The organism is Kordiimonas laminariae (genome assembly GCF_023008165.1).
GTDB lineage: Bacteria > Pseudomonadota > Alphaproteobacteria > Sphingomonadales > Kordiimonadaceae > Kordiimonas > Kordiimonas laminariae.
In genome coordinates, this window is the sequence record NZ_JAKQZA010000002.1 from 494,798 (window position 1) to 509,417 (window position 14,620).

The window sequence follows — 14,620 nt, forward strand, 5'->3', positions numbered from 1 at the left end:
TCAACACTTCATTATGTACTAAATCGAACAAAAACTAATAAGTTGTATTGATACACTAAATAAAAGATGCATGATTATTTTTGCACGAAAAATACAACTTGGGGAGACATATCATGTCTATTGAAGCATTATCATTCGAGCAAACCACTCAGGTATTTGGCGGTAGCGGCCGCACTGCTGAGGACCCACTATTCAGCAGCCCTCCGGCCGGTTTTGTAGCAACTGGTTTATTCGACTGTAACGGTAGTACCCGTTTTCAGATTTACATCAATCTAGACACTTTTGAGACGGTTTGTGTTTTTGAAGGCACCGGTTGCTCCGGCGGCCCGCACATAGGCCTCTAATAATTAAACGGGGAAAACCAATACAGTTTCCTGCGTTTCATCACGAAAATAGGGTCAACTATTCTTCAACCACAATCAAGGGGACACGCTATGTCTATTGAAACACTATCGTTCGAACAAACTGATCTGGTATTTGGCGGTGATGGCACCTCAGCCGATAATCCGCTATACAGCACCGCGCCTTCTGGTTTTATTGCTACGGGCGCTTTCCAATGCCTCAATGGCCAAAGATCACAATTCTTTTTCAACCCTACAACACAGGAAGTTATCTGTGTCGCGGCAGGTGGCTGTGATGGTAGCCACGGGCCAATCCTCGAAGGTGGGTTTTAACCTATAAAAAAGGCGGGGACCATATCATAGGTTCCCGCCTCCTGAATTCAGCTATGACTGCTTATTCATCAAGCACAACTCTAGCAGCTTCAAGTGCTGCGATACCGTCAACCGGATACTGATGCGCTTTAAGTGCATCTGCGATTGCAGTGATACATAGCTCCACATTCTCTTCAGATGCGCTTGAACCCATCAAACCAATGCGCCAAACCTTACCAGCCATAGGCCCAAGTCCGGCGCCAATTTCAAGATTATGCTTTTCAAGCAGGTAGGCACGAACGGACGCTTCATCCACTCCGTCAGGTACAACCATTGCATTCAATTGAGGTAAACGGATTTCCTCATCCACAAGGAATTTAAGGCCAAGCTTCTCAAGACCCGCAGCCAACGCTTCATGCATTACCGCATGGCGTACCCATACATTTTCAAGACCTTCCTCTGAAACCATAACCAGAGCTTCATGAAGTCCGTAAAGTGCATTCACAGGGGCCGTATGATGATAACTACGACCACCTTCACCATCCCAGTAACTCATCACCAATGATAAATCGAGGAACCAGCTACGAACCGGTGTTTTTCTAGCTTTAACCTTTTCTATGGCTTTATCGGAAAATGAAACGGGTGAAAGCCCTGGCGTACAGGAAAGGCATTTCTGAGAACCAGAATATACCGCATCAATCTGCCAACCATCTATTTCCACAGGAATACCGCCAAGGCTTGTCACCGCATCCATAATGGTTAGACAATCATATTTGCGTGCAAGCTCAGCAAGCGATTCAGCATCAGCCCAAACACCAGTTGATGTTTCCGCGTGCACAAAGGCCAGAATTTTAGCATCCGGATTTGCTTCAAGAGCAGCTTCCACATCTTCAAGCTTTGGCGCAGTACCCCATTCTGCATCGACCATAACGGCGTTACCACCTGCACGAACAACATTTTCACGCATGCGTTCACCAAACACGCCATTGCGAATAACTACAACCGTATCACCTTCATCAACAAGGTTGGCAAAACAAGTTTCCATACCTGCGGAACCTGGTGCCGATACCGGGAAAGTGAGTTTATTCTCTGTTCTAAACAGCGCTTTCAAACCCTCTTTCACTTCTTCCATCATTCGCTGAAAATCGGGATCAAGATGACCAAGTGTAGGACGCGCCATCGCTTCCAGAATACGGTCCGAAACATCCGATGGTCCCGGGCCCATCAAAGTGCGTTTTGGCGGTATAAATGATTTCATTTCTAACTCCGAATATTGAAAACGTGGTGCAGAACTTTAAAAGCCATATAGGCCAATTAAATCACGATTAAATAGTGAACTGCGCACAAAATGTCAGAAATCCAGCACTTCTTCCAGCAGGAAATGTTGAAACATGGCAGTTTGCAGTCAAAGCAGATCGACACATTCTAAAATCAAGTCAGTAAGAATGATCAGGTGTTTGACACATTTTTAAAAATGAACTAAATTCGAATTCAAATTTATACATCAGGGCCATTTATGAGTATTCAGGAAAAACGCCAGCAGCGCGAACAATTGATATTGGACCATGCTATTTCACTTATTGAAGAAGCAGGCTTCTTCAGCATGAAAATGTCTGATCTGGCGAAACGCGCCAAGCTTTCGGTGGGCACACTATACAGTCATTATCCCTGTAAGGAAGATTTATTGATTGCGCTCGCTATCAAGTTTTCCGAACAGCACCTAGAATGGTTTAAAAATTCTCAAAAATTTGGGAATACGCCAGCTGAAAAGCTGATAGCTGCCTGCCTGAATGATATGGTAGAGACCGCTGATCAGGTTGCCATGAGTGAGCTTGCGCATCTATCCATGGCTCCTTCAATCTGGAAACGCGCCTCCCCTCTTTTGACAGACCGCCTGCACAGTTTTTTTAACGAGGCGTGGCAGCTATTTTCAAATCTCGTAGCTGAAGCTGCCCCCGAATTTGGCAGAGACGCTTTTACGGAAAAAGAGAACAGGTCACTTAACTTGGGTTGCTGGTCTTTAGCCGTAGGCATCGATGCTCTTACCTTTTCTTCCATTATCGAATCTGAAACAGCAAATGTCACTCAAACCAATTTTGCCAGAGAAGATTGGGGTGCAATCTTCATTGAAAATTTAGCAAAGCATCTCACTGGTTGGGGCTGGACTGAGCCTAACCCTATTGAAAAAGTGACTGAAATTTTCGACACTATTCAAAACAGTCAAACAACTTCCGAATAAGATTCATTTTTTCCTTGAAATTAACAAAATAATAGTTATTTATGCCCAAAATGAATTTAATTCGATTTTATTACGAATTAAAATCTTAAGTAGATAGCCTGAGTAACGGCAGCGGGGTCTGTAATGAAAAAAATAGCAAAAAATATCGTATTAACTGCTTTGGTTGGTTCGTCAATCATAGCGCTATCAACTGTCAGTTTCGGTCAGGATGATGAAGGCGGCTTTCAATTACCGCCTATGCCTGTAGCTACCACAGAGGTCGCACCACAAGCTCTTCCGCAATATCTTTCAGGCATTGGGCGTCTTGAAGCTGTGAACCAAGTGAATCTAGCTTCTGAAACAACCGGCCGGATCTCAGAACTGCATTTTGTCTCTGGCCAAACTGTGGAAGCCGGTCAAGTTATCCTGCAGATTGATGACACCGTAGATAGAGCCCAACTCTCACAACTGAAAGCAAGAAAAACACTGGCAGAAAAGCAGCTTGAACGTGCGAAAGACCTTAAAGGCTTAGCTTCTTCTGAAGCACGGGTTGATGAGGCCCAAGCTACACTTGATGAGGTTAAAGGCCGCATTGCTGAAGTACAGGCTGAAATTCGCAAGAAGCGCGTTGTTGCACCCTTCTCCGGCATTCTTGGTATTCGTCAAGTAAATCTGGGCCAATACCTTGATCCCGGTACAGTGCTTGTAACACTAACCGATACATCAAAATTTACGGCTATCATTCAACTACCAGAACAAGCCCTTGGTAATATCACGACCGGCCAGGATGCTGATATCAAAATAGCAGCTTTCCCTAATGAGGTTTTCAAGGGCAAATTGATCGCTATTGAACCGCAAGTAGACCGAAACAACCATACCATCAGTGTTCAAGCTTATATCCCTGAGGACAGTAACAAGCTTCGTTCAGGCCTTTTTGCTGAAGCACGCGTTACCCTGCCAAGCACCGAACAGGTTCTAATGGTACCAGAAACAGCTGTTGAGCGTTCTACATACGGAGACACTCTTTTTATAGTTGATACAGCGAACGGCATAGCCCAGCGCCGCTCAGTGAAATTAGGCCAGCGCCGCGACGGTTATGTGGTGATCCAGGAAGGCCTGAAGGAAGGCGATACCGTTATCGTATCAGGTACCAACCGCGTGTTTGAAGGGTCCCCTGTAACGATTAAAGCAGCAAGTGCTTCCACTTCTGTTGTGCCAAGCGCGAACTAGAGGAGCACATCATGCCCTTTACTGATTTATTCATAAAAAAGCCTGCGCTCGCCATTGTCGTGAACATCATGATTTTGATGGCAGGCATCATCGCAGTAATGAAGCTTCCCATCAGGCAGTATCCTGAAATTGAAGCAGCCACTATTTCTGTAACAACAGCGTATCCAGGTGCAACGCCAGAGCTGATGCAAGGGTTTGTGACAACACCTATTGCGCAGTCTATCGCTACCGCAACTGGCGTTGAGTACCTAAGCAGTGAAACAGTTCAAGGCATGAGCACTATTAGCGCTCGCCTGAAGTTGAATGCTGATAGTAATCAAGCCATGACGGAGATCATGGCCAAGATTAATGAGGTGCGTTTCCGTATCCCGTCTGAGGCGACAGATCCCGTCATTCGTAAAACCGCAGGCCAAGGCACTGCGATTATGTATGTGGGTTTCTCTTCTAAAACGCTCACAATCCCGCAAGTTACAGATTATCTGAACCGGGCTATTCTTCCGCGTCTCGCTTCAATTGAGGGTGTGGGCAGTACTGAGCTGATCGGTGCGCAAGAGCTATCAATCCGCCTGTGGCTTGATCCGCGCAAGATGGCCGCCCTTGATCTTACAGCAAGCGATGTATCAAGCGCCTTACGCGAAAACAACGTACAAGCGGCACCGGGTAACATCGAAGGCAGCTATATCACCACCAACCTGAAAGCAGACACAGATATTGTCAGCATTTCAGATTTTGAAAATATGGTACTGCGGAACGACGGTAACAATCTCATTCGCGTGCGCGATGTAGCAACCGTTGAATTCGGTGCAAAATCTGATGACCAGACAGGTTATGAAAACGGTGTACCTGTTGTATTTGTTGGCGTGAACGCATCGCCGACGGGCAACCCGCTTACTATCGTGGAAGATACCAAAGCCCTGTTCGAAGACATGAAGCAAGATTTCCCTCCGGGGCTTACTTCAAACGTAAGCTACGATGTAACCCGTTTTATCAATGCTTCCATTGATCAGGTAACATCCACTCTTATAGAAGCTGTGGGTATCGTAATCATCGTAATGTATTTGTTCCTTGGTTCCTTCCGAACCATTCTGGTGCCAATTGTTACCATTCCACTATCGCTTGTTGGTGCTGCTGCGATCATGACCATGTTTGGGTTCAGTATTAACCTGCTTACCCTGCTGGCGATGGTACTAGCCATTGGTCTCGTGGTGGATGATGCCATCGTGGTGGTGGAAAATGTATTCCGCCATATGGAAAAAGGCGAAAGCCCTCTTCAAGCATCCCTTAAGGGAGCACGAGAGATTGTACGCCCCGTTATCGCTATGACAGCTACACTGGCCATCGTATATGCCCCAATCGGCTTTGTGGGCGGTCTTACAGGCAGCTTATTCCGTGAGTTCGCCTTTGCTCTTGCCGCGGCGGTTGTCATCTCTGGCGTGGTGGCGCTAACTCTGTCCCCAATGATGGCGGCCTACACAATTGACGCAAAAACGACTGAAGGCAAATTCACCAAAGCGATTGAGCGTTTCTTTGGCAAGCTTACAAACCTTTACCAAGGCTTACTTGGCTGGACATTGAAGTTCCGCTATTTCACTGTGCTTTTCGCCCTCGTTGTAATGAGCGGCACGGCATATATGTATATGTCGTCCGCACAAGAACTAGCACCTGAAGAAGATCAAGGTAACGTATTCCTCTTCATGCGTGGCCCTCAGAACGCAAACATCGATTATACAAACAAGTTTGCACTCAAGCTGGAAGAAATTCTTCGTTCAACGCCAGAGTATGACCAGACCTTTATCGTAAATGGCCCAACAACCAACGAAGGCTTCGGTGGTGTGGTTCTGAAACGCTGGGAAAACCGTGAACGCAGCCAGCAGGAAGTTCAGCAGGAGGTACAGGGCCGTGTGATGGATGTTGAAGGCCTTGCAGTTTTCGCTTTCCCTGAGCCTGCTCTACCGGGTTCCACAGGCGGCATGCCAGTTCAGATGATAATCAGTTCATCCAAATCACCAAAAGAGGTGTTTGATACGGTTGAAAACCTGAAAATGGCCGCCAACCAAAGTGGGCTGTTTATGGTGACAGATAGTAACATCAATCTGAACACCCCTGTTACCCGTGTGAAGATTGATAGAAACCGCGCCAACGCGCTCGGTATTCGCATGGCAGATATCAGTGATACACTGGCGATCTTTGTGAACGAGAACTACGTAAACCGCATTAATGTTGATGGCCGGGCTTATGAAGTGATCCCGCAGGTTTCCCCGGAATTCCGCTTAACACCTGACACTATCAACCAATATTACGTACGCACAGGTTCAGGCACACAGGTTCCACTTTCTTCAGTAATCACGCTTGAAGAAGATGTTGAACCGAACAAGCTGTTCCAGTTCAATCAGCTTAACTCAGCTACATTCCAAGGTATTCCGGCCCCGGGTGTAACGATGGATGCTGTTGTGGAATTCTTGGAGAATTATGCTGCAACAAGTTTCCCGTCAGGCTTCAGCTATGATTGGCAGGGTGATGTGCGCCAGTTTGTTTATGAAGGCAATCAGCTAGCCACAGCCTTTGCGCTTGCAATGCTAGTGATTTATCTGGCGCTTGTTGCCCAGTTCAACAGCTTCCGCGATCCGTTTATCATTCTGGTGAGCGTACCGCTTAGCCTGTTTGGTGCTTTGCTACCGATTTATCTCGGATACACCACAATCAATATCTACACCCAAATTGGTCTTGTAACGTTGATTGGCCTTATCAGTAAACACGGCATCCTGATGGTGGAATTTGCCAACCAACTGCAGCAGTCAGACGGTCTGAACCGCAGACAAGCAATACTGAAAGCCTCTGCAATTCGTTTGCGACCTATTTTGATGACGACCGCAGCCATGGTTGTTGGTCTTATCCCGCTGGCGACCTCCACTGGCGCAGGCGCTGCCAGCCGCTTTGCTCTCGGCATTGTGATTGTGGTGGGCATGCTGGTTGGAACCTTTTTCACCCTGTTCATCCTTCCAGCAGTCTATTCACTGCTGGCTGCACACCACAACAAGCAGGAAAAACATGAGGATAGAGAGATACCTGAACCTAAGCTCACAGTAGCGGCAGAATGAAACCCCTATGACATTCAGCCGCAGGTTTAGGCTAAAGGCAGCAGAAAACCTCGCTCTGCTGCCTTTTTTAATGTGTTCGCCAAGCAAAACTCTCTTGAAATTTTTCAGATTCTCACTTACATAGCCAACAAGTAGAGTCGCCTCTGATAATAATTCTCAATAACCTTGAGTTTTCGGCGAATAGGATTTTTTTTCATATATCGGCTTTTAATAGAAAAATTTGCCGATTTATAGGTACGGAGTGATCTCCAATGAATTTGAATTTCGACCCTAAAGCTAAAAAAGCTTCTGCGACTGGTCCAACATCAGAAAAAGTACTTTCTGTTCATCACTGGACAGACCGTCTTTTCTCTTTCCGTATTACGCGCCCATCAGGCTTCCGTTTCCGTTCTGGTGAATTTGTAATGATCGGTCTTCAGGGCGAAAAGAAGCCGCTTATGCGCGCTTATTCAATTGCGAGCCCTAACTGGGATGAAGAGCTGGAGTTCTTCTCAATTAAGGTTCCTGATGGCCCACTAACAAGCCGCCTGCAGAAAATTCAGCCTGGCGATGAAGTTATGTTGAACCGCAAATCAGTTGGTACCCTGGTTCATGATGCCTTAACACCTGGCCGTAACCTATACCTATTCTCAACAGGTACTGGCTTTGCACCATTCGCAAGCATCATCCGTGATCCTGAAACATACGAGAAGTTCGAACGCGTTGTTGTAACTCACACATGTCGCGACGTTGCTGAACTTGGTTACAGCAAACAGATTGTGGACGAAACACTAAACCACGAATTCCTTGGTGAATTGGTAGAAGGCAAGCTTTTCTACTATGACAGCGTAACTCGTGAAGATTACCACCGCACTGGCCGCATCACCACGCTAATTGAAAATGGTGACTTAGCTGAATTCGTTGGCGACAAAACTTTTGATCCAGAAGTTGATCGCGGCATGATCTGTGGTTCAACTGAAATGATCAACGACACAAAAGAGATTTTGGAAAAAGCAGGCCTTACTGAAGGCTCAAACGCTAAACCAGCTGAGTTTGTGATCGAAAAAGCTTTCGTTGGTTAATTAACGAACATATTCGAGTATTGGAAAAGCCGTGCATACTGCACGGCTTTTTTATTATTTAAACAATCATCCCTCAAAGACACGAGGCGCATAGTATTAAAAACTAACAAAACTCGCTGTATATAGGGTGGTATAAATTATTAAAGCTAGACTCCTTATCGTTTCCCCCTAAAATCATCTCTAATTTTACGGCTGTTTTGAGGGGATCTGTCGTGGCTTTTAATATTATTAAATCAGGCGCTATTGCGCTCGCTCTTTTCAGTTTCACAGCAACACACAATGTATATGCTACTGTGGATAGCGGTGAAGAACACGCATCCAAGCTTTCCTATAAACCATCCCAAAATGCGATGGCTGACGTGGAAGCGACACTTGCCAAGGCCAAAGAAAACGGCAAACTGGCGATGGTGATTATGGGTGCCAATTGGTGCCATGACAGCATGGCTTTTCTTCGCAGGCTAGAAAGCCCTGAAATGCAGGAGCTTGTTGCCAACCGATATGAATACGCCATTGTTGATGTGGGATATCTCGAAAACGGCAGTAAAATCATTCAGCGCTTTGGCAAACCCGTTATTTACGGCACACCTACTGTTCTCATCATCAATCCAGAGAATAATAAACTTCTGAATAATCAAAACACACACCGTTGGCGTGATGCAGACAGCATCAGTGTATCAGATACAGTTAGTTATTTTGCCAAACTACCAATAACAGGCGAAGCAGCCGAAGTATCAAATCCTAAACTGAAAGCACTTTTGGTAGAAATTAACACCTTTGAAAAAGAACAGTCCCTGCGTGTTTACAGGGGCTTCAATCTTATTGGCCCAATGATGGAACTTGGCAAATCAGAACGACCGAAAGGCTTTTATAGCTACTGGGGTCAACTACGCGATTTTCGCTACCAGATCACCAAAGATCTTGATGCCCTGAAAACAGAAGCGGCAGAACGCGTAGCTGCTGGTGAAGAAAATATAACTCTTTCCTATCCAACCTATGAACCGTTTGACTGGGAAAAAGAAGGCTTTTCTATAACAGCATCGGAATAACGCTTTATTGGCAGGCAATCGCGCCTGCCACAGGTAACACGGCTGACCACCCCTTTGAATCTTTCAATGAAATTGTTGCAGCCGGGATTTTCATCCCCTGCCTCAAACTCTGGCTTCTATCAGTCATCATCTTTAATTCTAGAGTAACATCGCCGACAGTGAACTGTTGCTGCTCGTAATAAGACAGCGCAATAAGATTGCTGCGTGCTGTACGAGTAAGCTGCTTGGGTATACCGTCAATCACCATTTCAGCATGTGCATCAAGATCAGACCTGCTTGCCCGCTGGAAATATACAAGAGGTGTATCTGAACGCTTCAACCATAAAAACAACCCGCACTCCTGCGAGTTAAGCTTTTTAGGTGCCAGCTCATAGATGCGAGAAAGAATTTCATCAGAACCAAGTGACCTGCTGGATATCTGAGCTTGAGGTACTTCAGATGTCGTAGTTTGGCCATTGCAGGCACTTAAAGCTACCGTCACAGCAATAATTGAACCCAGCTTCTTCACATGCATTCCCCGTTCTTCAGAACCGTATCTTCAGCTGTTTTTGCCACGCATTTCCGCGTTTCACAAGCCCTGCAAGTTGCATCATAGCCTCAAGCTGTGCTTCAACACCTAACGTCGGTACAACCTGCATCGTGGCATTCACCAAAGGTCCGCCCTGCCAGAAAACATGGACACTAATTTGTGCCACTTCATTTTCACCAACGAGGTTAGCTTTCAACACACCAGCATCACAAACCGCTGTTCCTTTGAGAAGAGGTGCATTCCAAGGAGTATTTTCAAAAACCGGGTTGAGCATATTACTTCGAAGATAAAGCTCTCCGTCCACGCAACCACTGCTTAAATCATAAGCAAAATCAGAAGCCTGAGCACTCAAAATACCCTTGATGGGAAGGGGAACATCTACCACCTTAACAGGAACGCCAATAGACGCGTTCCTTAGATGGATAACCTTATTCTGCTCAAGTTCAAAATCGAATGCTGCCGTACGGCCGGCTCCCTGATAAGAAATAGCTCCAGCCAGCTCACCAGACGCAACACTAAAGCTTGGCTTATAATCAATATCGCCAAGATAAAATCCGCGTACCGAAGCGCCTGTGATTTGCATATGCCACAGGTTCCCTTCTGCTACACGATACTTGAAAATATTACCAACACCGGCCCAAGAAAGCACCACCGATGCTGGCAAGCAAAGAAAGAAAAAACTTATGAAAGCTACCGTAAAAACCGCTGTTAGTTTTTTCCAGGAAAGCATCATTGAGAAGGCCCTTCAAACTGAACCTGAACACGCACACTGCCTGTATTTCCTGTTTTCTGCATCGAAACCTTTATCGGATTAATGCCGTGATCATTACCCAGTTGTGCCGTCCAAGCATAAAAATGCTGTGGGCTAACACTATCAATCCACAATGTCACCGATCCGCTTTCTGCAGGTTGGATACGAGTAATATTCACACCGTTTGCGCGAGCTGTAACCGCCACAATCACGCGTACCGGGCGATCGTCTTTTCCCCTATTCTGCCCTTGAGCACTACTTCCTGCAGCTTTCGCTAGCTGGGCTGCTTTCTGTACAGTTTCAAATACCCGCTCTGCTGCTGCAATAGAACGTTCAGCAGAAGCGTTCCCCGCCTGAAGCGGTCGGTAGAGCGCGAAATAAAGAAGAAACAGCACGATGACAGCGGCCATGAAGACCAACGAGTTCCGCTCGCGATCGGTCAGGTTATTTAGATATTCCCTCACTGGCCGCTCCTTAAGGTGATGTCCGTATAAATACGGTTATTTTCCTGCCTGCTGCTGCCTTCATTCAAACGTACATTTTCCTGTGTAAGAGCAGTTTTCAGTTTCTCTCCTTCCGCAAACGAAGGAAACGATAGCGTCGCAACTAATTCACCACGATCAGCATCAAATCGAATAGCTTCCAGGAGAGTAGTTTCAGATTGTTCTACCGCCTTGAACAATACGCTGGAAAGCTGAAGAAATTCCGAGGCCGAGCCCGTTTGCAGACGACTAATCTGCTGCCTTGCCTGCACTTCTACGTTCACGACACGGCGCACCTCAGGAAATGCCTGACGGAATAAGTTCTCGGCTTCTGCATACAGCTGATCAGCCGTTGCTTCCTTATTGGAGATTTCGCTATAGAGCGCACCTCCCCAAACTGCACACATCGCAATGAACAAAAACATCGCTCGCTTGAACAACAAAAACATTGCTGAAAGGCCGGCACTAGCAGCATATGAACCTTGAAGCAGGTTTTCCTGAGAATGAACGGCGGATGCATACATCTCCTGTTCTTCCTCAATGGAAAGCTCGCGCACCTTCAGATCACCAAGCATGGTTGGAGCAATATCAGCTTCCACGGTAAACCCTGTACCGTCGAGCGTTTTGACGCGGCAATAACCATCGTTACAAAGTACTGCCTGAATATTTTCACCTGCCCTTAGAAGGCAATAGTCAGGAACAAGCGCGGTAACGGTAACTCCAACACCGGCCAATGTTGTTTGCACGGTGCACATATATTCATCAGACGCAACAGCAACGAGCTTTTCGGTTTCAGCGCCACTCCAGAATGCAAAATGCTGTTCACTTGCTCCTTGCCCTAACTGGTCCGCCATTACGCTAGGAATAATTTTGCGAATTTTCCCTTCTGGCAGCGCAGGTAATTCTTGTCTGAACAGCGATACGTCTACGCCATTTGCAACAGCCCATACGCCTGCATAACTACTATCATCCAGTGATTTAATATCAGCTGATCGGAGCCACTTACCATCCGCAGAAGCTATAAAGGCAGCATCAACATCTGTGCCTCTCGGGGCTAATTTTATAACTAAATGCTCAATCAAAATAATGCTCCATAACGGCGGCTAATAATTTTACTGGAGCCATCGTTTTCCATTTGCATAAGCGATGTGAGTTTTACATCTGCATCTATATATTTCACCGAAATTTCAGCAAAAAACAACCGTGGCCACACATCTGCCTTTGATCTGATAGCTTGAGGAATAGTTATGCCTTCAAATGCGGTTTCCGCCCAGAAACTACCAATATCACTGTATCCGCGCCCCGGTCGTTCCGCTATTAGCCGGGCAGCATCATTCACGGCAAGGCCTTCACCGACGAGTGCCGCAAGAATAGGTGCGTGATCCACAGTAAGCGTATTCACATTCAAACGGTTTTCGGCGGCTTCTGGCACAGCGCAAACATATGGTTCTAAAACACCAAGCACTTCTGGTGTAAATCCTTGTACGAGGCGCAGCTCGGTAATATCTGCCATCAAGCTGTTTGCTGCGCGGTAAGGTATCTTCAGGCCGCTATAATCATAGTCTTCGGCACCACCGCGCGATGGGCGGCTATCACTATCTAGCCAATCAACCAACGCACTTGAAAGCGATGCTCCTTGCCCAGCAGACATGCCAAGGTTCAAAAGCAGCCGCTGGAAATAAAGAATATTCTCTTCATTGCTAATATACAGACCTCGTTCCGGCGTTGTAACGAGGCTATTTATATTAAAACAGTTACTGGCATCGCGGAGGTACCCTTTGATATACCCCCCTTGATCAAGCGGAAAGGATACAGCGGCTTCATCACCAGTACCAAGTACGGCTTTGATAGCCTGATCAGTATTATAAAGTTGTTCGGCTGCTTCCTGCGCCATTTGTTCACCACCCCGAGCGTATAGCTTGGCTTGGCTATATATCTGAACTGCAACGGACCGCCTGATGGTATAGGTAAGTGTATCGAGAGTTAGCATTACCCCTGCACTCATCACCATAATGATCAACAGCACTGTCACCAGCGCGGCGCCTCGGTCATCTTTAAGCCACGCACTCATCACACACCACCTCCAACGGAGAAGATGTTTTTCATGGTGCCGCGCCCCCGCAGTTCAATACTTAATTCGACAAGGTAAGGGAACCGTGCGGCACCACCCGCAAGTGTACCCCAATCTTCCACCCAGCGATCTCCGGCATGGAAACGAGCTGTAAAAGCCTCTACATCATTAAATAATATTTGCTCAGAAACCGGCGTTTCCTCGGTCGCATCAGGCAATCGGTAACTTTTCCGGATCAACTTTCCATCACCGAACACATAATCAATGCGTTGAATGGCCGGTTGCTCATCGGAAAGAAATGCTCCCATGTGGCCACCACGTACAAACGTGAAAACCACGCCAGGGCGACTTGGCGGGTATCCCTGAAACACTGCGGTTGAATTAGAGCCAAACAAATCCCGTACTGGGCGTTTTACCGCGCTCTCAAGGTCGGCCTGCATAAGCGCTCTGGCTTGCTGGACATTTGAAAGAAATTTTTCAGACTGATCGAGCTGGGTTTGGGATGCTGAATAGCTGGTAAGCAGCGTAACCCCCATTACGCCCACAAGGGCAAAAAGGCTCACCGCAATCAGTGTTTCAAGAAGTGTAAAACCCGCTTCATTTCTTAGAGGCTGCATTATTCAGCCCTCCGAAAACCAACGAGCCCCGCAAGCTTTACACCGTCTTCACGGAATACACTAACTTCCAGAGCAAGCAGTTTACCGCCCGGCGCCAGCCGTACGTTTTCTTGCCACTGAAACTTCACACCAAACTGATCTTCTTCACCTGATCGGTTACCTATATTTGGAATAAGAGCACCACCAGTTAATCTCGCGATCTGGTTCTCGGCCACCATCAAAGCCAATGCTTTTTCCTGCAAAATGGCTGTATTTTTAGTTGCCCCCGATTGGCTTTGCAGCAAGGTAACAGCAACAAGCGATAAGAGCGCAACAGCGACAAGAAGCTCAATCAGGGAAAAACCATCTTCTGCCATTATAAGGTGCTTAGCTTTCATGCTGAACCTCAATCCCATATGGGTTGGTTACGATAGATGCCTGTGTTCCGTCAAAATTAAAGCGGATTTGAAAGCCCGCACGCTCACCCGTTGGTAAAAACCAGATATGGGGCCTCAGTGCTTCACCAGTATCCGACGTTAAATCGATATCAGCGCCTTCAACAGACACCGCTATCAGCTCACCGGAATGCCAGCTACCTAAACGCTGATCAACAAGCTGCTCCCATTTTCCCTCACGCACGGTGAGCACACTATACCCACGAGGATTAAACCGAATACCACGTACCTGCCCGCTGATTATGCTATCTCTGGCAACCGCCGTTAAAGCATTCCGCAATTCAGTAAGTCGTGCAACTTTCTCACTTGAAGCAGAAGGCAATACAAGAACAACAACGCTCGTCATCAAACCAATGATCACAAGCACCACCATCATTTCCACTAGGGAAAAGCCGTCGTCATTCTTGCCAAACTGTTTCATGTCTGAAGT

16 protein-coding genes are annotated in these 14,620 nt (G+C 46.6%); 7 read left to right on the forward strand and 9 right to left on the reverse strand.

Annotation, left to right across the window (positions count from 1 at the left end; genetic code table 11):
* The first annotated feature begins 113 nt into the window (after nt 1-113).
* Together MF542_RS05755 and MF542_RS05760 are read left to right on the forward strand one after the other, a co-directional pair.
* Nucleotides 114-344, forward strand: coding sequence for a hypothetical protein (locus MF542_RS05755; RefSeq protein ID WP_247016890.1), 231 nt, complete (start codon nt 114-116; stop codon nt 342-344).
* A 90-nt stretch (nt 345-434) separates the two neighbouring features.
* Nucleotides 435-674, forward strand: coding sequence for a hypothetical protein (locus MF542_RS05760; RefSeq protein ID WP_247016893.1), 240 nt, complete (start codon nt 435-437; stop codon nt 672-674).
* A 61-nt stretch (nt 675-735) separates the two neighbouring features.
* Here the strand turns inward: MF542_RS05760 and MF542_RS05765 are convergent, their stop codons facing one another.
* Nucleotides 736-1,911 carry a pyridoxal-phosphate-dependent aminotransferase family protein gene (locus MF542_RS05765; RefSeq protein ID WP_247016895.1) on the reverse strand — a complete coding sequence of 392 codons (1,176 nt, stop codon included), beginning with the start codon at nt 1,909-1,911 and terminating at the stop codon, nt 736-738.
* Between the two features lie 258 nt (nt 1,912-2,169).
* Here MF542_RS05765 and MF542_RS05770 point away from each other — a divergent pair, with 258 nt between their 5' ends.
* From MF542_RS05770 to MF542_RS05790, 5 genes are all read left to right on the forward strand, one after another.
* The gene (locus MF542_RS05770) at nt 2,170-2,892 is read left to right on the forward strand and encodes a TetR/AcrR family transcriptional regulator (protein ID WP_247016897.1); all 723 of its coding nucleotides are present in this window, start codon (nt 2,170-2,172) and stop codon (nt 2,890-2,892) included.
* A 123-nt stretch (nt 2,893-3,015) separates the two neighbouring features.
* Nucleotides 3,016-4,101 carry an efflux RND transporter periplasmic adaptor subunit gene (locus MF542_RS05775; RefSeq protein ID WP_247016898.1) on the forward strand — a complete coding sequence of 362 codons (1,086 nt, stop codon included), beginning with the start codon at nt 3,016-3,018 and terminating at the stop codon, nt 4,099-4,101.
* Between the two features lie 11 nt (nt 4,102-4,112).
* Nucleotides 4,113-7,199 (forward strand): efflux RND transporter permease subunit, encoded by a 3,087-nt coding sequence (locus MF542_RS05780; RefSeq protein ID WP_247016900.1) that lies wholly within the window; start codon nt 4,113-4,115, stop codon nt 7,197-7,199.
* Nucleotides 7,200-7,450: 251 nt separating this feature from the next.
* Nucleotides 7,451-8,260, forward strand: coding sequence for a ferredoxin--NADP reductase (locus MF542_RS05785; RefSeq protein ID WP_247016903.1), 810 nt, complete (start codon nt 7,451-7,453; stop codon nt 8,258-8,260).
* A gap of 212 nt (nt 8,261-8,472) precedes the next feature.
* Nucleotides 8,473-9,306 (forward strand): thioredoxin family protein, encoded by an 834-nt coding sequence (locus MF542_RS05790; protein ID WP_247016905.1) that lies wholly within the window; start codon nt 8,473-8,475, stop codon nt 9,304-9,306.
* Between the two features lie 4 nt (nt 9,307-9,310).
* Here MF542_RS05790 and MF542_RS05795 read toward each other — a convergent pair whose 3' ends face one another.
* From MF542_RS05795 to MF542_RS05830, 8 genes are read right to left on the reverse strand one after another with little or no spacing between them, the layout of a single operon-like run.
* On the reverse strand, nt 9,311-9,814 hold the full coding sequence (locus MF542_RS05795; RefSeq protein ID WP_247016907.1) for a hypothetical protein: 504 nt from the start codon (nt 9,812-9,814) through the stop codon (nt 9,311-9,313).
* A 16-nt stretch (nt 9,815-9,830) separates the two neighbouring features.
* The gene (gspN, locus tag MF542_RS05800) at nt 9,831-10,568 is read right to left on the reverse strand and encodes a type II secretion system protein N (protein WP_247016909.1); all 738 of its coding nucleotides are present in this window, start codon (nt 10,566-10,568) and stop codon (nt 9,831-9,833) included.
* Nucleotides 10,565-11,050, reverse strand: a complete 486-nt coding sequence (gene gspM, locus MF542_RS05805) for a type II secretion system protein GspM (protein ID WP_247016911.1) — start codon at nt 11,048-11,050, stop codon at nt 10,565-10,567. Before gspM ends, gspN begins: the two co-directional genes overlap by 4 nt.
* Entirely contained in the window at nt 11,047-12,150 is a 1,104-nt protein-coding gene (gene gspL, locus MF542_RS05810; RefSeq protein WP_247016913.1) for a type II secretion system protein GspL, read from the reverse strand. Before gspL ends, gspM begins: the two co-directional genes overlap by 4 nt.
* Complete coding sequence (gspK, locus tag MF542_RS05815; protein WP_247016915.1) at nt 12,147-13,139, reverse strand: type II secretion system minor pseudopilin GspK; 993 nt, start codon at nt 13,137-13,139, stop codon at nt 12,147-12,149. The genes gspL and gspK overlap by 4 nt, the downstream gene beginning before the upstream one ends.
* On the reverse strand, nt 13,139-13,756 hold the full coding sequence (gene gspJ / locus MF542_RS05820; RefSeq protein WP_247016917.1) for a type II secretion system minor pseudopilin GspJ: 618 nt from the start codon (nt 13,754-13,756) through the stop codon (nt 13,139-13,141). Before gspJ ends, gspK begins: the two co-directional genes overlap by 1 nt.
* Nucleotides 13,756-14,133, reverse strand: a complete 378-nt coding sequence (gene gspI, locus MF542_RS05825; protein ID WP_247016919.1) for a type II secretion system minor pseudopilin GspI — start codon at nt 14,131-14,133, stop codon at nt 13,756-13,758. Before gspI ends, gspJ begins: the two co-directional genes overlap by 1 nt.
* Complete coding sequence (locus MF542_RS05830; protein WP_247016921.1) at nt 14,123-14,611, reverse strand: prepilin-type N-terminal cleavage/methylation domain-containing protein; 489 nt, start codon at nt 14,609-14,611, stop codon at nt 14,123-14,125. Before MF542_RS05830 ends, gspI begins: the two co-directional genes overlap by 11 nt.
* Nucleotides 14,612-14,620 lie beyond the last annotated feature (9 nt).

Bases quoted from the DNA above. Each gene is read 5' to 3' on its own strand.
- MF542_RS05755 (WP_247016890.1), top strand. From the start codon at position 114: ATGTCTATTGAAGCATTATCATTCGAGCAAACCACTCAGGTATTTGGC.
- MF542_RS05760 (WP_247016893.1), top strand. From the start codon at position 435: ATGTCTATTGAAACACTATCGTTCGAACAAACTGATCTGGTATTTGGC.
- MF542_RS05765 (WP_247016895.1), bottom strand. From the start codon at position 1,911: ATGAAATCATTTATACCGCCAAAACGCACTTTGATGGGCCCGGGACCA.
- MF542_RS05770 (WP_247016897.1), top strand. From the start codon at position 2,170: ATGAGTATTCAGGAAAAACGCCAGCAGCGCGAACAATTGATATTGGAC.
- MF542_RS05775 (WP_247016898.1), top strand. From the start codon at position 3,016: ATGAAAAAAATAGCAAAAAATATCGTATTAACTGCTTTGGTTGGTTCG.
- MF542_RS05780 (WP_247016900.1), top strand. From the start codon at position 4,113: ATGCCCTTTACTGATTTATTCATAAAAAAGCCTGCGCTCGCCATTGTC.
- MF542_RS05785 (WP_247016903.1), top strand. From the start codon at position 7,451: ATGAATTTGAATTTCGACCCTAAAGCTAAAAAAGCTTCTGCGACTGGT.
- gspN (WP_247016909.1), bottom strand. From the start codon at position 10,568: ATGATGCTTTCCTGGAAAAAACTAACAGCGGTTTTTACGGTAGCTTTC.
- gspK (WP_247016915.1), bottom strand. From the start codon at position 13,139: ATGAGTGCGTGGCTTAAAGATGACCGAGGCGCCGCGCTGGTGACAGTG.
- gspJ (WP_247016917.1), bottom strand. From the start codon at position 13,756: ATGCAGCCTCTAAGAAATGAAGCGGGTTTTACACTTCTTGAAACACTG.
- gspI (WP_247016919.1), bottom strand. From the start codon at position 14,133: ATGAAAGCTAAGCACCTTATAATGGCAGAAGATGGTTTTTCCCTGATT.
- MF542_RS05830 (WP_247016921.1), bottom strand. From the start codon at position 14,611: ATGAAACAGTTTGGCAAGAATGACGACGGCTTTTCCCTAGTGGAAATG.